At 75.3% G+C, this 18,076-nt stretch carries 19 protein-coding genes, 1 tRNA gene and 1 pseudogene; 8 read left to right on the top strand and 13 right to left on the bottom strand.

The window, feature by feature from the left end:
- Positions 1-62: 62 nt before the first annotated feature.
- The 8 genes from CFLA_RS15565 to CFLA_RS15605 all read right to left on the bottom strand — a co-directional run bounded on the left by CFLA_RS15565 (position 63) and on the right by CFLA_RS15605 (position 7,388).
- Positions 63-914: a Cof-type HAD-IIB family hydrolase gene (locus tag CFLA_RS15565; protein ID WP_013118295.1), complete on the bottom strand. Its 852-nt coding sequence runs from the start codon at positions 912-914 to the stop codon at positions 63-65.
- Between the two features lie 693 nt (positions 915-1,607).
- Positions 1,608-2,045, bottom strand: coding sequence for a D-aminoacyl-tRNA deacylase (gene dtd / locus CFLA_RS15575; RefSeq protein ID WP_013118296.1), 438 nt, complete (start codon positions 2,043-2,045; stop codon positions 1,608-1,610).
- 37 nt (positions 2,046-2,082) lie between these two features.
- Entirely contained in the window at positions 2,083-3,066 is a 984-nt protein-coding gene (locus tag CFLA_RS15580) for an asparaginase (RefSeq protein WP_013118297.1), read from the bottom strand.
- Positions 3,063-3,401, bottom strand: coding sequence for a DUF2516 family protein (locus tag CFLA_RS15585; RefSeq protein ID WP_013118298.1), 339 nt, complete (start codon positions 3,399-3,401; stop codon positions 3,063-3,065). The genes CFLA_RS15580 and CFLA_RS15585 overlap by 4 nt, the downstream gene beginning before the upstream one ends.
- Before the next feature lie 42 nt (positions 3,402-3,443).
- On the bottom strand, positions 3,444-4,565 hold the full coding sequence (locus CFLA_RS15590) for an FUSC family protein (RefSeq protein ID WP_013118299.1): 1,122 nt from the start codon (positions 4,563-4,565) through the stop codon (positions 3,444-3,446).
- Positions 4,566-4,590: 25 nt separating this feature from the next.
- A complete protein-coding gene (ygfZ, locus tag CFLA_RS15595; RefSeq protein ID WP_013118300.1) occupies positions 4,591-5,790 on the bottom strand; it encodes a CAF17-like 4Fe-4S cluster assembly/insertion protein YgfZ in 1,200 nt (399 codons plus the stop codon).
- A gap of 1 nt (position 5,791) precedes the next feature.
- Complete coding sequence (locus tag CFLA_RS15600) at positions 5,792-6,391, bottom strand: heme-binding beta-barrel domain-containing protein (RefSeq protein WP_013118301.1); 600 nt, start codon at positions 6,389-6,391, stop codon at positions 5,792-5,794.
- Positions 6,392-6,653: 262 nt separating this feature from the next.
- On the bottom strand, positions 6,654-7,388 hold the full coding sequence (locus CFLA_RS15605; protein ID WP_013118303.1) for a hypothetical protein: 735 nt from the start codon (positions 7,386-7,388) through the stop codon (positions 6,654-6,656).
- Between the two features lie 207 nt (positions 7,389-7,595).
- Between CFLA_RS15605 and CFLA_RS15610 the strand changes: the two genes are divergently transcribed.
- The 3 genes from CFLA_RS15610 (at position 7,596) to CFLA_RS15620 (ending at position 10,706) form a co-directional block, all read left to right on the top strand.
- Complete coding sequence (locus tag CFLA_RS15610) at positions 7,596-8,321, top strand: winged helix-turn-helix transcriptional regulator (RefSeq protein ID WP_013118304.1); 726 nt, start codon at positions 7,596-7,598, stop codon at positions 8,319-8,321.
- Positions 8,322-8,422: 101 nt separating this feature from the next.
- On the top strand, positions 8,423-9,766 hold the full coding sequence (nhaA, locus tag CFLA_RS15615; RefSeq protein ID WP_013118305.1) for a Na+/H+ antiporter NhaA: 1,344 nt from the start codon (positions 8,423-8,425) through the stop codon (positions 9,764-9,766).
- A gap of 10 nt (positions 9,767-9,776) precedes the next feature.
- Positions 9,777-10,706 carry an alpha/beta fold hydrolase gene (locus CFLA_RS15620; protein WP_013118306.1) on the top strand — a complete coding sequence of 310 codons (930 nt, stop codon included), beginning with the start codon at positions 9,777-9,779 and terminating at the stop codon, positions 10,704-10,706.
- On the opposite strand, the gene nth is transcribed toward CFLA_RS15620, so the two are convergent.
- On the bottom strand, positions 10,696-11,382 hold the full coding sequence (nth, locus tag CFLA_RS15625; protein ID WP_013118307.1) for an endonuclease III: 687 nt from the start codon (positions 11,380-11,382) through the stop codon (positions 10,696-10,698). The genes CFLA_RS15620 and nth overlap by 11 nt on opposite strands.
- 128 nt (positions 11,383-11,510) lie before the next feature.
- Here nth and CFLA_RS15630 point away from each other — a divergent pair, with 128 nt between their 5' ends.
- The gene (locus CFLA_RS15630; protein WP_013118308.1) at positions 11,511-11,924 is read left to right on the top strand and encodes a hypothetical protein; all 414 of its coding nucleotides are present in this window, start codon (positions 11,511-11,513) and stop codon (positions 11,922-11,924) included.
- Positions 11,925-12,072: 148 nt separating this feature from the next.
- On the top strand, positions 12,073-12,750 hold the full coding sequence (locus CFLA_RS15635; RefSeq protein WP_043599151.1) for a Crp/Fnr family transcriptional regulator: 678 nt from the start codon (positions 12,073-12,075) through the stop codon (positions 12,748-12,750).
- Positions 12,751-12,814: 64 nt separating this feature from the next.
- Here the strand turns inward: CFLA_RS15635 and CFLA_RS15640 are convergent, their stop codons facing one another.
- Genes CFLA_RS15640 through CFLA_RS15645 form a run of 3 tightly spaced genes read right to left on the bottom strand, consistent with a single transcriptional unit; the run spans position 12,815 to position 13,836 of the window.
- On the bottom strand, positions 12,815-13,321 hold the full coding sequence (locus tag CFLA_RS15640) for a RidA family protein (protein ID WP_013118310.1): 507 nt from the start codon (positions 13,319-13,321) through the stop codon (positions 12,815-12,817).
- Positions 13,318-13,479 (bottom strand): Sp36 family protein, encoded by a 162-nt coding sequence (gene sp36, locus CFLA_RS20535; protein ID WP_013118311.1) that lies wholly within the window; start codon positions 13,477-13,479, stop codon positions 13,318-13,320. The genes CFLA_RS15640 and sp36 overlap by 4 nt, the downstream gene beginning before the upstream one ends.
- A 39-nt stretch (positions 13,480-13,518) precedes the next feature.
- Entirely contained in the window at positions 13,519-13,836 is a 318-nt protein-coding gene (locus tag CFLA_RS15645; protein ID WP_013118312.1) for a WhiB family transcriptional regulator, read from the bottom strand.
- Between the two features lie 282 nt (positions 13,837-14,118).
- Here CFLA_RS15645 and CFLA_RS15650 point away from each other — a divergent pair, with 282 nt between their 5' ends.
- Together CFLA_RS15650 and CFLA_RS15655 are read left to right on the top strand one after the other, a co-directional pair.
- The gene (locus CFLA_RS15650) at positions 14,119-16,635 is read left to right on the top strand and encodes a penicillin-binding protein (RefSeq protein ID WP_013118313.1); all 2,517 of its coding nucleotides are present in this window, start codon (positions 14,119-14,121) and stop codon (positions 16,633-16,635) included.
- Positions 16,632-17,615, top strand: a complete 984-nt coding sequence (locus CFLA_RS15655) for a metallophosphoesterase (RefSeq protein ID WP_013118314.1) — start codon at positions 16,632-16,634, stop codon at positions 17,613-17,615. The genes CFLA_RS15650 and CFLA_RS15655 overlap by 4 nt, the downstream gene beginning before the upstream one ends.
- 18 nt (positions 17,616-17,633) lie before the next feature.
- Here the strand turns inward: CFLA_RS15655 and CFLA_RS21315 are convergent.
- Positions 17,634-17,876: pseudogene (locus CFLA_RS21315) on the bottom strand (peptidoglycan-binding domain-containing protein); the annotation flags it as partial.
- A gap of 43 nt (positions 17,877-17,919) precedes the next feature.
- Between CFLA_RS21315 and CFLA_RS15660 the strand changes: the two are divergent.
- Positions 17,920-17,993, top strand: a tRNA-Pro gene (locus CFLA_RS15660).
- Positions 17,994-18,076 lie beyond the last annotated feature (83 nt).

The raw sequence follows: 18,076 nt of genomic DNA on the forward strand, positions 1-18,076 counted from the left end.
GGGTCAGGTCCGGCCTGACGCCGCGTCGCGGGCGGGCGCGGGTCGGGGCCGGTGCGCGCGGGTCACGCGCCGAGCAGCGCACGCAGCGTGCGGACGACCCCGTTGTCCTCGTTCGACGGCGCGACGTACCGGGCGCCCGCGCGCACGTCCGGGTGGGCGTTCGCCATCGCGAACGACCAGTGCGCGGCCGCCAGCATGCCGACGTCGTTGAGGTAGTCGCCGAAGGCGACGGTCTGCTCCGGCCCCACGCCCAGCGCCTCCTGCACCTCGCGCAGCGCGTGCCCCTTGTCGGCGTCCAGGCTCATGACGTCGACCCAGTGCGCGCCGCTGACGAGCACGCGGGCGTCCCCGTCGAACCGCGTGAGCGCTGCCCCGGCGCCCGTCTCCGCGGGCCCGAAGTCGTAGACCGCGACCTTGAGGATGGTGTCCTCGACCGCTGTGAGGTCGGGCACCTGCTGCAGCAGCGCGTAGTACGGCTCGCACTGCGCGAGGAACGCTGCGTCGGTGCGCTCGACGTACGCGCTGTCCAGCCCGCACAGCACGACCCCGACGTCGCCGCCGGCGTCCGCCTGGCGCCGCACGTCGCGCACGACGTCCCGCGCGAGGCCCGTCGCCAGCCCGTGCACCGCGAGCGGGACCCCTGCGCGGACGACGTGCGCGCCGTTCTCCGCGACGTACACCAGGTCGTCACGCGCCAGCTGCCGGCGCAGCGTCGCGTACTGCCGCCCGCTCGCCGGGCAGACCGTCACCCCGCGACCGAGCAGCTCGTCGAGCAGCGGCCAGAACGACGGGTCGACCTGCTTGGCCTCGTCGAGCAGCGATCCGTCGAGGTCGACCGCGACCAGGCGGACGTCGGGGGGTGCGGTGCGCGCGGCGAGCTCGGCGGCGAGCGAGGTCAGGTCGTCCGAGGGCACCCCCCGATCCTCGCACCGGCGACCGGAGGTACGCGGGTCGGCGCGTCGTCCGGCAGCGGGAGGCTCGCCGTGCACCCCCGGCGAGGACGCGTGAGCGCCGCCCGGGCGAGGCCCCGCGGGCGCTTACCCCGAGGGGCCTCGGCCCGGTGCCCAGGGTAGGGCGCGGGCGCGTCCGACCGGGTGAAGTGCGGCCTCGTGTCCACAGCCTGTGTCCACACCCCTGTGTCGGAGCGGTGAGTTCGCAGGTGGTCCTGTGGACGACGCTGTGGACGCAGCGGTGGACGAGATCGCTCCCCGCGACCCCCTTGCGGCCCTGGTGACGGCAGGTCTAGAACTGGGGGCACGGCCCCGAAGGACCGCGCCTCACCTGCACGAACGTTCCCCCGTGACCGTTCCGCGGGCGAATCGCGCGGACGTCGGGACCCGACCGACCGGAGGACGTGCGGCACCTCGCCGGGGCAACCCGACGACCTGTGGATGACGACGCAGGGACTGCACCGGCACCGGGAGGTCGATCGTGGTCGTCCCGCCCACGACGGACCGGTCCGCCGGACCGCCGGGTGCCGGGGCGCAGCCGCACCGTCACAGCGGCGTCCCCTCACCGGGCCACCGGAGACACGAGGACCCACGATCGAGGCGACGGCCCCTCGGACGCTTACTCCGAGGGGCCGTCGTCGTCCGTGCACGGCACGCTCAGGCCGGAGGCGCGGACTCCACGAGGATCGTCACGGGCCCGTCGTTGACGAGCTCGACCGCCATGTCGGCACCGAACCGGCCCGTCGCGACCTCGAGTCCCCGGGCCCGCAGCGCCGCGACCACGGCGTCGACGAGCGGCTCCGCGACCTCGCCGGGTGCTGCCGCGTTCCAGGTGGGCCGCCGGCCCTTGCGCACGTCGGCGTAGAGCGTGAACTGGCTGACGACGAGCACGGGCGCGCCCACGTCGACGGCCGAGCGCTCGTCCCGCAGGATGCGCAGCTCGGCGATCTTGCGCGCGACGACCTCGACCTGCGCCGGCCCGTCGCCCGGGGTGACGCCGACGAGCGCCAGCAGTCCCGGCCGGTCGATCCGGCCGACCACCTCGCCGGCCACCGTCACCGACGCGCGCGTGACGCGCTGCACGACCGCCCTCACCGTCGGACCTCCACCCCGTCCCGCACGATCCCCGCCCTCACGCGTCCGGCCCGAACGTGGCCCGCACGGCCCCGACCGGTCGCCCGTGGCCCAGCACGGGCGTCCGACCCACCTCCGCCACGGCGGCGGGGTCGACGCCCGCGAGCGCGAGCGCCGATGCCAGCACGGCCGGGCGTGGGCGCGACGCGCCGTCGAGGACCTTGAACGCGACCGCCCCGCCGTCGCGCAGCCCCGCGGCGTACACGCCGTCGGCACCGTCCTTGGCGACCAGACCCGGCACTGCCGTCATGAAGGCCGTGGCGTCGCGTCCGGTCCCGCCGACGTGCCACGGATGAGCGGCCATGGCGCGCCCGACGCGTGCGGTCGCCGAGCCGTCGTCGCGTGCGGCGGCCGCGGCGATCGCACCGAACGCGCGCGCCAGGCCGGTGAGCGTCGTCGAGAGCAGCGGCGCGCCGCAGCCGTCGACCGTGACGTGGTCGACGGGCACGCCCGTGAGCTCGGCGACCGTCGCGACGACCGCCCGCTGCAGCGGGTGCGCCGGGTCCAGGTAGCCCTCCGTGGACCACCCGGCCGCCACGCACGTCGCGAGCATGCCCGCGTGCTTGCCGGAGCAGTTCTGCGTGAGCGGCTGCGGCCCGTGCCCGTCGGCGCGCCGCTGCCACGCGGCGTCGGGGGCCAGCGGCCAGTCGGGGGTGTTGCGCAGGTCGGCCGCGGTGAGCCCGGCGCCGGCCAGGACGCCCTCGACGACCTCGAGGTGCCCCGGCTCACCGGAGTGGCTCGCGCACACCAGCGCGAGCTCCGGGCCGTCGAGACCGAGCCCGTGCCGGAGCATCGCGAGGGCCTGCAGCGGCTTGAGCGACGAGCGCGGCCACACGACGACGTCAGGGTCGCCCAGCGCGTGCCGCACCTCGCCGCCGGGTGCGAGCACGACGACGTGGCCCAGGTGGACGGACTCGACGAGGTCGCCGCGGTGCACGCGCGCGAGCGGCACCGCGTGCGTGGCGACGTCGGCCGTGCTCACCACCCGCCCCGCGCGGGCCCGCCACCGCGGCCGGAGTACGGCGCCACGGCGGGCCGCACGTCGACGAGGTACACGATCGCCGCCGCTGCGCTGGCCAGCGCGAGGAACGACGGGAACGGCAGGCCGATGCCCAGCGGCGGCGGGATGCAGATGAACGCGACCGCGGTGGCCGCCACGAGCACCCCCGTCCAGAAGGCACGCGTGCGCTTGCCGGCGGCGACGAACGCCCGGGCCGGGCGACGCAGGCAGTCGACCAGCGCCCACACGGACAGCCCGAAGATCACCACGTAGAAGACGAGGAAGAGGAGGAGCTGCAGCGACCCGATGATGCCCACGGGCGAGAGCCTACGAGACGTCCGGGTCGCGCACCGGCGTGCTCACAGCTCCGGCAGTGCCGCGCGCGCGTCGTGGGGCGTGGCGCCGGACGCCTCGAGCAGGTCGACGACGAGCGAGCGCAGGAGCATGACGAGCGACTGCGACTTCCAGTCCTCGGGAGCCAGGACGTGCGGGTCGAGCGCGCCGGCCACCTCGAGCAGCCGCGTCCGGGCCGCGCGCGGGTCGTGGCCCGTGCCCAGCGCGGTCGCGAGGTCGTCGGTGGCGTGCGCGGTGGCCTCGACGGCGCCGGCGAGGCCCTGCTCGACGTGCCCGGACGCGGCGGGGGCGTCGTCGACCGCCGTGACGGACCTGCGCACCAGGACGCGCGCGTTGCGCATGGCACGGTCGAGCATCGCGGCCTCGTCGACGAGTCGTTCGAGCTCCGCGCGGTGGCGCCGGTGGGCGGGCGCCAGCCGGACGAGCTCCGCGGCGGCGCGCGCGGAGTCCCGCCACTCGTCGAGCGCGGGCTGCGACGCGCGCCCGGTGAGCAGTGCCGCCTCGACGTCCTCGACCGAGCGCGTCCGCAGACCCCGGGCCAGCCCGTGCAGCACGGTCGCGAGCTCCTGCACGGCCGCCTGCGCGAGCGTGCGGGGGTGACGCCGCGGGTCCGTCGGCGTGAGCAGCGCGAACGCGAGCGCCACGAGGCCGCCGACGAACGCGTCGATCCACCGTCCGAACGGTCCGCCGCCGATCTGCGGCAGACCGACGATGACGATGGCCTGCACCCCGGCCTGCGTGGTCAGCAGCGGACCGCGGTCGAGGAACCGCCCGAGCAGCGCGGACGCCGCCAGCACGAGCGACATCTGCCACAGCCCGGACCCGATGAGGTGCACGACGAGGTCGCCGGCTGCCACGCCGATCGCGACCCCGCCGGCGAGCTCGGCGACGCGGCGTACCGACCGGTCGCGCGAGAACCCGAGGGCGATCCAGGCCGCGACGGGCGCGAAGAACGGCATCTCGTGCCCGAACACGTACTGGCCGACCCCGTAGGCGATCCCCGCGGCGAGCGACGCCTGCAGGATCAGCGCCCACGACGAGCGCACGCGCGCCCACCCGGCGCGGACGCGCGACCCCACCTGGAGGCGGAGCGTCGCGCGCGTCGGCAGCGCACCCCACGCGCTCACGGGACCCCCGGCGGACGCCGACGCCTCAGGCGCCGAGCATCGGGTGGTGCCCGAGCCCGCGGGCCAGCGGGCCGCGGGCGGCGGGACGGTCGGGCGTGATCCCCTCGCCGTCGACGACGACCTCCTGGCCCGCCGCGACGGCCCCGCCGTCGCAGTCGACGAGCAGCGTCGCGTCCGTGGGCACGTTGCGCTTGACGACGGCCAGCGCGACGGGCCCGAGCTCGTGGTGCCGGGCGACGGTGGTGACGCGGCCGACCTGCCGGCCCTCGCCCGCGGCCTCCGCTCCCCCGGCGGTGGGTGCGGCGGCGCCCGGGAGCCGGACGGCCGCACCGACCGCGGGCACCAGGTGGCCCGACCCGTCGAGGTGCAGCATCACCAGCCGCCGCGGCGGCCGACCGAGGTTGTGCACGCGCGCGACCGTCTCCTGCCCGCGGTAGCAGCCCTTGTGCAGGTGCACGGCGGTGCGCAGCCAGTCGAGCTCGTGCGGGATCGTCCGGTCGTCGACCTCGTGCGAGGCACGGGGGCGCCACGCCTCGACGCGCAGCGCCTCCGCGGCCCACGTGCCGACGAGCGGCCAGCCGGCGGCCTGCCGCGTGCGCACCTCCGCCACGAGCCGCTCGCGCGGCACGAGCACAAGGCGCCAGCGCCGGTCGCCGCCGGGGTGCGCGGCGTCCTCGACGCCGTACCGCGTGCCGCCCGGCGCGGTGTGCGGCCACGGGTCGCGCCACGTCACGGGCTCGCCCTCGGCACCCTCGGCGTCGACGGGCTCGGCGAGCGCCGCCCACGCGTCGGTGACGTCCGCGACCTCCACCCGGAGCATGAACCGCATCCGGTCGAGCCAGGCGGCCAGCGCGGGCGCGGTCTCGCCGACCAGCCACGTGGTCGTGCCGTCGTCGACCATGCCGGCGACGTGCTCGACGTGCCCGTGCGGGTCGAGCACGAGCAGCTCGGTCGACGTGCGCGGCGGCAGCGCGGCGACGTCCTGCGACGTGAGCGAGTGCAGCCAGCTGAGGCGGTCGGGCCCGGTGACGGTGACGACGCCGAGGTGCGACTGGTCGACGACCGCTCCCCCGCGCGCGAGCGCGCGCTGCTCGGCCGTCGGGTCGCCGTAGTGCCAGGCGACACCCGCGTCGGCGCCGGAGGCGGGGACGGCGCCGTGGACCGCGAGCAGCGGGCTGCGGTGCCGCGGGGTGGGAGGCACGAGGGGGTCGGCGGCGTCGGTCACGTCACTCCACCCGGCTCAGGCGCGCCGACGCGTACGACTGCAGCGGCTGCCCGAACGCCGCCAGGTCGTGCGCCCACATGAGGTCGCCGTTCACCAGGCCGTACAGCCGCTTGCCGGCGCTGACCTCGGCGCCCGTCGCGGTGCGCGCGACGAGGTCGGACGCGAGCTCGAGCCGGCCGTTGCCGACCGTGCCGACCCAGACCGCGACGTACCCGGCCGGGTCCGTGGTCAGCAGCTCGACGGGGTGCTGGTCGTCGGGGAGGTCCGCGGGTCGTTCCGGCGGCACGCGCCAGTACCCGGACTCCGTGGACCACACGGGGTCGCCGTCGACGTCGGGCGCGCCCTGCGGCGCAGCGTCGGGGTGGGGCCCGGCGGGCGCCTCGAGGTCGATCTCGGCGACGTCGTCGGGCGCGACGACGAGCCGGGTCGTCGTGCGGTAGGCGAGGTACGGCCCGCCGTCGTGGGTGACCTCGAGCTCCTGCGTGAAGGTGCTCTCCTCGATACCGGGGTAGCCCACGACGCCCTCGCCGCGCCAGCGGCCGACCAACCAGGCGAGCGGGTAGACCTCGGGGGCCAGGCCCTCGGGCAGCACGAACGGCACGGTGCCTCCTCGGCTCGGGCGTCGGACCCTTCGGGGTCCCGACGTCCCACACGGAACTCGGGCGGCGGTCGGCCGCCCGCGGGGGCGCAGGTCAGCGCCGAGGGCTCAGCGCTGGCCCTTGTACAGGCGGTACGCGACGAAGCCGGCGAACCACGTGATGGTGCCCGTGGCCAGCACCAGCAGGCCGATGAAGAACCCCTCGAGCGCAGTCATGCACCGATCCTAACGACGCGGGCGCACGGAATCGTCCCGAGGCCCGCGGTCAGCCGGCCAGGACGCGCCCGGCGACGTACACGAGCACGCCGCTGACGGTGACCGGCAGCACGATCACGGCGAGCGCCGGCAGGTTGCGCGACAGCGCGGGGAACCGGTCGAACAGCGCGTGCATCGCCGTGACCAGGAGCCCGACCCCCAGGCCGAGCACCGCACCGGCGAGCAGCTGCACGGCGGGCAGGACCGCCCCGACGAGCGTCCCGCCGCCCGTCGCCGCGGCCACGGTGATCAGGTAGACGAGCCACGTGCGGCCGCGCAGCGCGACGGCCGCCGACCCCAGCGCGAGCGCGAGCGCCCCGGCGACCACGAGCTCCTTGCCGCCGCCGAGCCGCGCGGTGGCGACCCATCCCGTGACGCACACGGCCAGCACGGTGCCGGCCACGGTGCCCGACACGGACTCGACGAGCCGCAGCCGCCCGCCACGGCGCAGCAGCTCGTTGACGAACGCGAGCACCACGGCGCCGGCGAACACGAGCGCCATGTGCTGCAGGTACGGCTCCTCGGGCGTGAACGTCACCGCCGCGACGGACCCCAGCCCGCCGAGCGCGACGACCGCGCCGGCACCGGGCGTGAACGGCAGCCCCGCGAGCCGCGGCCAGCCGATCGCCAGCGCCAGGACGAGCGCGGCACTGACCCCGGCGAGCGGCAGCACGCCGAGGTACCCGCCGACGGCGACGACCGCCGCGAGGACCGCCGTGAGGACCGCACGCGTCTCGACGCTCATCGCACGACCCGCCGCGCGTGCGGTCGCGTCGGGCGCCGGTCGTCGCGCGGGGTCGTCGGACGGTCGTGGAGCAGCACGCGGGCGATTCTCGCAGACCCGCCGCCCCGCCCGGGCCGCCGCCCGGACGGGTGGCGCACGTGGGCGTCGGCACGGGCCCGCCCGACCACGCGGTAACGTGTGGCCACTCTCAGCCAGGAGGTGACGCCGGTGGCGGATCTGCTGCTGCTCACGCCTGCGTCCGGGGGTTCGGCACAGGTGCTACCCGCATTGGGGCTCCTGTCCCACCGGGTCCGGGTCCTTCCTGTCGAACCGTCCGCCCTCGTGGACGCACCGGACGCGGACATCGTCGTGCTCGACGCACGACGCGACCTGGTCACCGCACGCACGACGTGCCGCCTGCTGCGCGCCACGGGTCTGACGGTGCCGCTGGTGCTCGTGCTCACCGAGGGCGGCCTGACGGTCGTCACCGCCGAGTGGGGCGCCAACGACATCGTGCTCGAGCACGCGACGCCGGCGGAGGTCGAGACGCGCTTCCGGCTCGTGATGGAGCACGCCGCCGCCTCGTCGTACGACGACGCCCCGCAGGAGATCTCCTCGGGCGAGCTGACGATCGACGCCGGCGGGTACACCGCGCGGCTGCGCGGCCGGCCGCTGGACCTCACCTACAAGGAGTTCGAGCTCCTCAAGTACCTGGTGCAGCACCCGGGTCGCGTCTTCACGCGCGCGCAGCTGCTGCAGGAGGTGTGGGGCTACGACTACTACGGGGGCACCCGCACGGTCGACGTCCACGTGCGTCGCCTGCGCGCGAAGCTCGGGCCCGAGCACGAGCAGCTCATCGGCACGGTGCGCAACGTCGGCTATCGCTTCGACCCACCCAAGGACCGCCGCGCGTCGGACGACCGCACCGACGTCCCGGAGCCCGCGGACGTCTGAGCACCGCGGGCCGGGCCGTCCGCGCGTCGGTAGGGTGGTGCCCCGGTGCGCCGGGAAGTCTGGTCGGCAACGACCTGACCGACCCCTCGAGAGGTCCGCACGTGACGACGCCCCCCGCCACCCCTCCCGCGACGCCCCCCGACGGCGGCCCGCAGCACCGCACCCTCTTCTCGGCGCTGAGCCCCGGGGGCGAGCGGAACCTCGCCGACACCCTGCGCGACGAGCGCACGGGCGGCATGCTGCTGCTCGCCGGAGCGCTCCTCGCGCTGCTGTGGGCCAACCTCGCGCCCGCGTCGTACGGCGCGGTCAGCGGCACGGTCGTCGGCCCCGCGGCGCTGCACCTGGACCTCGACGTCGCGCACTGGGCGTCGGACTTCCTGCTCGCCATCTTCTTCTTCGTCGTGGGTGTCGAGCTCAAGCGGGAGATGGTCGTCGGGGAGCTGCGGCACGTCGCGACCGCGGCGCTGCCTGCTGCGGCCGCGGTCGGCGGCATGGTCGTGCCCGCGGGCGTGTACCTCGCCGTCAACACCGCGCTGCCGGGTGGCGCACCCGAGGGCTGGGCCGTGCCGACCGCGACGGACATCGCGTTCGCGGTGGGCGTCCTGGCGATCGTGGGACGCGGCGTGCCCGTCGCGCTGCGGGCGTTCCTGCTGACGCTCGCGGTCGTGGACGACCTGCTGGCGATCGTCATCATCGCGGTCGGCTACACCGACAGCGTCGCCGTGGGGCTGCTCGCCGGCTCGTTCGCATGCGTCGCCGTGTTCGCCCTCGCGCTGCGCCACGGGGTGCGCACGCCGGTGCTGCTCGTCCCGCTCGCGCTCGCGGCCTGGGCCCTGCTGCACGCGTCGGGCGTGCACGCGACGATCGCGGGCGTGCTGCTGGGCTTCGCGGTCCCGGCCGCACCCGGGACGGCCCTGGGCCGGCGGGCCCGCGGGGACGCGCCGGAGCCCCACGAGCCGGGTGAGGACGACCACTCCCTCGCGGAGCACTACGAGCACCTGTGGCGTCCGGTGTCCGCGGGGTTCGCCGTCCCGGTGTTCGCGCTGTTCGCGGCTGGTGTGACGGTCGACGCCTCGATGATCGGGGCGACCTTCGCCGAGCCGGTCGGCCTGGGCGTGCTCCTCGGGCTCGTGCTCGGCAAGCCGCTGGGCATCACCGCGGCGACGTGGCTCGTCGCGCGGTTCACGCGCGCCCGCCTCGCGCCGGGGCTCGGGTGGTGGGACGTCGTGGGGGTCGGGCTGCTGGCCGGCATCGGCTTCACGGTGTCCCTGCTGGTCGGTGTGCTCGCGTTCGGCTCGGGCTCGGTCCACGACGACCAGGTGGTCGTCGCGGTGCTCGCCGCGTCGCTGCTCGCGGCCGCCGGCGGGGGTGGTGTGCTCGCGTGGCGGGGCCGGGTCCACACCCGCCGCGGCGCACCGACCCCGGAGGTCGGTACCAGCCGGTAGGTTGCACCCGATGACCCCCGTCGACTCCGCGACGCTCCTCCTCGAGGGGCCCTGGCAGCACCGCTTCGTGACCGCGAACGGCGCCCGGTTCCACGTCGCCCTCGCCGGCGACCAGGACGCGCCGCTCGTGCTGCTGCTGCACGGCGTCCCGCAGCTGTGGTGGGCGTGGCGCCACCAGCTGCCGCTGCTGGCCGCCGCGGGCTACCGCGTCGCGGCGATGGACCTGCGCGGCACCGGTGGGTCCGACAAGCCGCCGCAGGGGTACGACGTGCCGACGCTCGCGGCGGACGTCGCGGGGGTGGTGCGCTCGCTCGGCGCGGGCTCGGCGGTCGTGGTCGGCACCGGCACGGGCGGCGACGTGGCGTGGGCGACCGCCGCCTACCACCCGCAGGTCGTGCGCGCGCTCGGCGTGCTCGGCGCCCCCCACCCGGTCGACGCGCTCGCCGTGCCGCGCACGCCCCCGGGCCCCGCGGCCTCGACGGTCCTGGCGTTCGCGCAGCTCCCGTCGCTCCCCGAGCGCGAGATGGTCCGCGGCGACCTCGTCGACCGCATGCTCACGCACTGGGGCGGCGTGCCCGGGCAGCCGGGTGCCGACGCGGTCGCGACGTACCGCCGGGCGGCCCGCGTGCCCTTCGCGGCGCACAGCCAGCTCGAGCAGGTCCGCTGGCTCGTGCGCTCGACGCCCCGGCCCGACGGGCGGCGGTACCGCGCCGTGCTGCGGGCGGCACGTCCCGTGCCCGTGCTGCAGGTCCACGGCCTGCGCGACGGTCTGCGCCCGGCGTCGACGGCGGCGCTGCGCCCCGGCACCACGCACGTCGCGCGCCCGTACCGGCTCGAGCTGCTCCGCGACGGTGGTCACTACCTGACGGACCAGGTGCCGGGTCTCGTGGGCGAGCTCCTCGTGGACTGGCTGGCCGAGGTCGACGCCGTCAGCCCTTGAGCATCGCGGCCGCGCGCACGGGATCGGTCTCGCCGCTCCCCGCCGAGGGGCACAGCGCCGCGACCGGGCACGCGCCGCACGCGGGGCGCCGCGCGAAGCAGGTGCGGCGCCCGTGGAAGATCAGGCGGTGCGACGCCATCGTCCACTCGCGCCGCTCGAGCAGCGCACCCAGCTCGGCCTCGATGACGACCGGGTCCGTGCTCGTCGTCCAGCCCAGCCGCTGCGAGAGCCGCTGCACGTGGGTGTCGACCGTGATGCCCGGGACCCCGAACGCGTTGCCGAGCACGACGTTCGCCGTCTTGCGCCCCACGCCGGGCAGCGTGACGAGGTCCTCGAGCCGGCGCGGCACCTCGCCGCCGAAGCGCTCGACGAGCGCGGCGCCGATGCCGGCGACCGACCGCGCCTTGGCGCGGTAGAAGCCGACCGGGTGCAGGACCTCCTCGAGGTCGGCCAGGTCCGCCCCGGCGAGCGCGGCCGCGTCCGGCCACCGGTCGAAGAGCTCGGGCGTCGTGGCGTTGACCCGCACGTCGGTGGTCTGCGCCGACAGCACGGTCGCCACGAGCAGCTCGAGCGGGGTGCGGAAGTCCAGCTCGCAGCGGGCGTCGGGGTAGCGCGCGGCGAGCAGCCGGTCGACGCGGCGGGCACGGCGCGTCAGCGCGAGCGGGGTCTCGTCCACGCCCCGAGGCTACGACCCCCCTCCCACACGCCCGTTCGGTCCGGCCGGTTGCTCCTGGCGGGTGAACAGATCGTGCAGAAGCGAGCGGACCGGTCAAGCCGAACCCCGCGCACGCCGAACCAGACCCTGTGACGTCGTCCGACGAGCCGCTGCACGACCTGCAGCTCGAGCGCCGCGCCCTGCGCGCCGAGCGGGACCGGGTCGGCTGGTGGCGACGGGTCGTGCGCGCCCGCATCGACCTGGCCGTGGCCGGCGCCGCCGCGCCGGGGGCGCTCGGCGAGGAGGTCGCCTTCGTGCTGCCGCTCGACGTGAGCCTGCACGTGCCGCGCGTGCGCGAGCTGCACGAGGCGCTGCCGGGCGGCGACGTGGGCCGCGACGTCGGCCTGCTCCCGACGCTGCGCACGCTCGACGAGCGGCTCGCGAGCTACGAGGCCGGTGTCGCGCAGGCGCTCGACTCCGCGACGCGGCGCCTCGTGGAGCGGCTCGCGGACGACCCGACGGCCGCCCTGCGGCCCCGGACCGCGGTCGGCGACGCGACCTGACACCGCGGGTGCACCATCCGCTGCACCACGCGGTCGCGTCCCGGCGCGCGCGGCGACCGGGATGCGGCAGACTGGCACGGGTGTCCGGCGCAGCCTCCGGACTCGACGCAGGCCCGCGCGGACGCGGGACAGAGGGGAAGGAACCGCCGTGGCGGAGGACATCGTGCTGACGGCGCCACTGTTCGCAGGCATGGACGAGGAGTCGTCCCGGGCCCTCATCGACTCGATGAAGGTGCTCGATGCCGCGCGCGGTGACGTGCTGTTCCACGAGGGCGAGCCGGGCGACCGGCTCTTCCTGGTGCGCGACGGGAAGATCAAGCTCGGCCGACGCTCGAACGACGGCCGCGAGAACCTGCTGGCGGTGCTCGGCCCCGGTGAGATGTTCGGCGAGCTGTCGCTGTTCGACCCGGGCCCGCGCACCGCGACCGCGACGGTCGTGGCGGACGCGGTCGTGCTCGAGCTGGGGCACCGCGACCTCGTCACGTGGCTCGCGGACAAGCCGAAGGTCGCCGAGCACCTCCTGCAGGCCCTGGCTCGCCGGCTGCGCCGCACCAACGAGGCACTGGCCGACCTCGTGTTCTCCGACGTGCCGGGCCGCGTGGCCAAGGCGCTGCTCGACCTGTCGACGCGCTTCGGCCAGCAGGTCGACGAGGGCATCCGCGTCGCGCACGACCTGACGCAGGAGGAGCTCGCCCAGCTCGTCGGCGCGTCGCGCGAGACCGTCAACAAGGCGCTCGCCGACTTCGCGGCGCGCGGCTGGGTGCGCCGCGAGGGGCGTGCGGTCGTCCTGCTGGACGTCGACCGGCTGGAGCGGCGCGCGCGCTGAGCCGCCCGCGCCGGCCGACCTCGCCGGGCGGTCAGGGGGTCGACGTGCCGCCCGACGCGGCCCGTCAGTCCGTCTCGACGACGATCTCGACCTCGACGGGCGCGTCGAGCGGCAGCACGGCGACACCCACGGCGGAGCGCGCGTGGACGCCGGCCGCGCCGAGGACCTCGTGCAGCAGCAGGCTCGCGCCGTCGACCACCGCGGGCTGCCCGGTGAACTCCGGGTCGCTCGCGACGAACCCCACGACCTTGACGACGCGACGCACGCGGTCGAGGGCGCGCACCGGGTCGCCGTCGGAACCCTCTGCCGCGAGCAGCGCGGCCACGGCCGCGAGCGCGTTGAGCCCCGCGGTGCGCGCCAGTGCCACCGCGGTCTGCGGGTCGACGTCCGCACCCACCTTGCCGGTGACGGGCAGCGCGCCGTCGACGAACGGGAGCTGGCCGGACGTCCACACGTGCGCTCCGCTGCGGACCGCGGGGACGTAGGCCGCCAGCGGCGCGGCGGTGGCCGGCAGCGTCAGGCCGAGCTCGGCGAGACGGGCGGCGACGCGGCCGCCGGGGACGCCGCTCACACGCCCGGCTTGGGACGCTTGAGGTAGGCCACGAGGCCGGCGTCGGGACCCTGGATCACGGTCACGAGCTCCCAGCCGTCCGATCCCCACTGGTCGAGGATCGCCTTGGTGGCGTGGATGATGAGCGGAACGGTCGCGTACTCCCACTGGGTCGCCATGGGCCCCACCCTAGTGCCGACCCCCGCGGGTGGAAGCGCTCACACCAGCCCGGCGAGAGCGACCAGCGTGGGCTCGGAGCCGAGCAGCTCGGCCCGCCAGGACCTGACCTCGGGCCGGCGGCGCAGCAGGGCGCGGCGCTCGCGCTCGGTCATGCCGCCCCACACACCGAAGTCGGCGCGGCTGTCGAGCGCGTCGGCGAGGCAGTCGAGGCGGACGGGGCAGCCGTGGCACACGGCGCGGGCCTCACGCTGGGCGGCGCCCTCGACGAACAGCGCGTCGGGTGCCTGCTTGCCCTGGCCGCACGACGCGAGCGCCGTCCAGTGCCCGTCGTACCCCTGTGCCCCCAGCCCTGCCACGTGTTCCTCCGCGTGTCGCTCCCTGCGTGTCGCCGCCGTGACCGTATCGGCACGTGCAGGGTCCTGACGAGACCCCGGACGGGTCTTTTCCGCCGATCGGCCGCGTCGGAGGCCCGGCCACGGCCCGCCGGCGCCCGGGAAGGGGCCGTCGGTCCCGCGTCGACGAACCGGACCGCCCACGTGCCCACGCCCGGGTGACCCTGTGTGCAGGTCACGTGGAGGACCGGTCGCGAGAGGGCCTCGCCCGCCCCCGCGTCAGGTGCCACCGGTACCCTGGCGGGCATGCCGACACCTGCACGCGCGCGCGGACGCCGGATCAGCGCCGTCCAGGCGCTCGCCCTGCTGCTCTCCTTCAGTCTCGTCGCCGGGCTCGGCGGTGTCCTCGCCGCCGGCCTCGTCCTGCCCGGCGTGGCCGTGGCCAACGGCATCACGGGCATGACCGTCACGGCGTTCGACGACCTGCCGAGCGAGCTCGAGCAGCGGCCGCTGCCGGAGAAGTCGGAGATCCTCGCGGCCGACGGCACGCTGCTCGCGACGTTCTACGTCCAGAACCGCATCGTCGTGCCGTTGTCCGAGATCGCGCCGATCATGCAGCAGGCCGTCATCGCGGTCGAGGACCGCCGGTTCTACGAGCACTCCGGCGTCGACCCGGCCGGCATGCTGCGGGCCGCGATCTCCAGCGCGGCCGGCGCCCAGCAGGGCGCGTCCACGCTCACGCAGCAGTACGTGAAGAACGTCTTCCTCGACGCCGCGGAGCGCGCGGAGGACGACGCCGAGCGCGACCGGCTGCGTGCCGAGGCCAAGGTCAGCAAGGGCGCCGAGGGCATCGCCCGCAAGCTGCGCGAGGCGAAGATCGCCATCACGCTCGAGAAGACGATGACGAAGGACGAGATCCTCGAGAAGTACCTCAACATCGCCGCCTTCGGGGCGTCGGTGTACGGCGTGGAGTCGGCGGCCCGCTACTACTTCAGCAAGTCCGCGAAGGACCTGAACTACCTCGAGGCCGCGACGATCGCGGGCATCACGCAGTCCCCCAGCGTCTGGGACCCGGTCGGCCGGGCCGACGAGACGCCCGAGCAGGACGCGGAGCGATACGCGAACTCCAAGACGCGTCGCGACAAGGTGCTCAGGGACATGGAGCAGGAGGGCTACATCACGCCGGAGGAGCTGGAGACGGGCCTCGCGACGCCCGTGGAGGCCACCCTCAACGTCTCCAAGCTCAACCAGGGCTGCATGTCCGCCGACACCACCGTCCCCGGCTCCGGCTTCTTCTGCGACTACGTCACCAAGGTCATCGCGAACGACCCCGCCTTCGGGGAGACCGCGCGCGACCGGACCAACCTGCTCTACACGGGCGGCCTGACGATCACGACGACGCTGGTGCCCGGTGAGCAGGCGATCGCCGACGCCGAGGTCAAGAACGGCGTCCCCGTGAACGACCCGTCGGGTGTCGCGAGCTCGATCGTCTCGGTGGAGCCCGGGACCGGCAAGATCACCGCGATGGCGCAGAACCGCGTCTACTCGGCGCTCAAGGAGCAGAACCCCGGCGAGACCGCGGTCAACTTCAACACGAGCTTCCAGTACGGCGGGTCGGGCGGGTTCGCCCCCGGCTCGACGTTCAAGGTCTTCACGCTGCTCGAGTGGCTCAAGCGGGGTCACGCGCTCAACGAGACCGTCAACGGCTCGCGCCTGACGTACAACACCAACGAGTTCACGGCCTCGTGCGTCGGGCGGCTGGGCAACGAGAAGTTCCCGTTCGGCAACTCCGAGGGCGGCAAGGCGATCAACCAGTCCGTCATCGACGCCACGCGCAACTCGGTGAACTCGGCGTACATCGCGATGGCGGCGCAGCTCGACCTCTGCGCGATCATGCAGGGCGCCGCCGACCTCGGTGTGACCAAGGCCGGCAACCCCAACCAGATCAACCCGCTCACCAACACCCCCATGGGCAACGTGCCGTTCGACCCGTTTCCCTCCGTCGTGCTCGGCACCGACTCGACCTCGCCGCTGCAGATGGCCGCGGCGTACGCGACGTTCGCGTCCAACGGCACCCACTGCAAGCCGATCGCGATCACGCAGGTGCTCGACGCCCAGGGCAACGAGCTGCCGATCCCGACCGCCGACTGCCGGGTCGGCGCGATCGACCCGCGGTACGCGTCGGCCATGAACTTCGCGCTGAGCAACGTGTGGACCGGCACGGCCAAGGACGTGGGCAAGCCGCCGTTCCCGGCCGCCGGCAAGACGGGGACCACGACGAAGAACGAGTACAACTGGTTCGTCGGGTACACGCCGCTGCGCGCGACGGCCGTCTGGGTCGGCTACAGCGAGAACATGCGCACCATGAACCGCGAGACGATCAACGGGAAGTACTACGGGTACGGCCCGTACGGCTCGTCGATCGCCGCCCCCACGTGGAAGCGGTTCATGGTCCAGGTGCTCAACGGCGCCGACAACCAGGACTTCGCGAAGCCCGCCGACCGTGAGCTCAACGGCGAGCGCGTGGGCGTGCCGTCCGTGGTCGGCCAGAACGAGCAGCGGGCCCGCGAGATCCTCGAGGGTGCCGGGTTCCGGGTCTCCGTGTCCGGCGAGCAGGTGCCGTCCTCCTACCCGGCCGGGACGGTCGCGGAGCAGTCCGCGACGCTGGCTCCCCGCGGCTCGTCCATCTCGCTGAAGATCTCGAACGGCCAGCAGCCGGGCGGTGGCGGGCAGGGTGGGTTCCCGGGCGGCGGCGGCCAGGGAGGGTTCCCGGGTGGCCCACCGGCGCCGCCCAACCCGGGCGAAGGGCGTCGGGACCGGTGACGTCCTCCCCCACCGGCGCCGGTGCCACCGGCGCCGGTGCGGCGCTGCGTGCGGTCGGCGGGCTCGCGCTCGCCGGGGCCGCGGCGCTCGCATGGGCCTCGCTGGTCGAGGTGCGCTGGTACGCGCTGCGCGAGGTGACGGTCCCGGTGCTGCCGCCCGGGCAGGACCCGCTGCGCGTGCTGCACGTCTCCGACCTGCACCTGACCCCCGGTCAGCGGCACAAGGTCGACTGGGTGCGCGACCTGGCCACGCTCGACCCGCACCTCGTCGTCGACACCGGGGACAACTGGGCGCACCTCGACGCGATGCCCGCACTGCTGCACGCGCTCGACCCGCTGCTGGCGGTGCCCGGTGCCTTCGTCCTCGGGTCGAACGACTACCTGGGCCCGGGGTTCAAGAACCCGGCGCGCTACCTGCTCCCCGACGCGCGGCGCGCGCCGACGCGCCCGCCGGTGGCGCTACCGTGGCGCGAGCTCGTGGCGCGCCTGACCGCGGCAGGCTGGGTGGACCTGTCGAACCGCCGTGACGTGCTCGAGGTCGACGGGCGCCGGCTCTCGCTCGTCGGCACGGACGACGCGCACCTGGACCGTGACGTGATGCCGCCGGCCGGTGGCGCGGACGACGCCCGCACGTCCGACGGCCGCGCGCCCGCGGTCGACCTGCACCTGGGTGTCACGCACGCGCCGTACCGCCGCGTGCTCGACGCGATGCACGCCGACGGCGTCGACCTGACGATCGCCGGCCACACGCACGGCGGGCAGCTCGCCGTGCCCGGCTGGGGCGCCCTGACGACCAACTGCGACCTCGACCTGCGCCGCGCCAAGGGCCTGCACGGCTGGCCCGGCGCACGTCCCGACCGGCCCGACGGCGCGGGGTCGTCGTGGCTGCACGTCTCCGCCGGGCTCGGGACGTCCCCGTACGCACCGGTGCGCTTCGCGTGCCGCCCCGAGGCCACGCTCCTCACGCTCGTCTCGCCGTGACGGCCGGGTGTTCGGGCCGAGCCGGCCGTCGTCGGCGAGCCCGTGCTCCCGCTGCGCCGCCTTCAGCCGGTCCCGGGTCCGGCTGCCGAAGTAGCCGTCGACGAGGATGTCCTCGAACCCGTAGCAGTACCGCAGCGAGCGCCGGTCACAGCATTCCGTCACGTTCGGGCCACGACGCCCCGTTCGCGCGTGACCCGGATCACGTCGCGACGCCCGGTCGGGCACCCGTCGGCGGTGCTGGCGCCCACCGGAGAAACGCATTTCGTCTCCCGGCCCTGCGTCGGCTATCCTTGCCAGGCTCCACCGGGGTGTGGCGCAGTTTGGTAGCGCGCTTCGTTCGGGACGAAGAGGTCGTGGGTTCAAATCCCGCCACCCCGACAGGTCGAAGGCCCTGACCGGCAGATGCCGGTCAGGGCCTTCGTCGTTCCCGGGCCGCTCCCGGGCCGTTCGGGGCCGGCCCG

Source organism: Cellulomonas flavigena DSM 20109 (assembly GCF_000092865.1).
Lineage (GTDB): Bacteria > Actinomycetota > Actinomycetes > Actinomycetales > Cellulomonadaceae > Cellulomonas > Cellulomonas flavigena.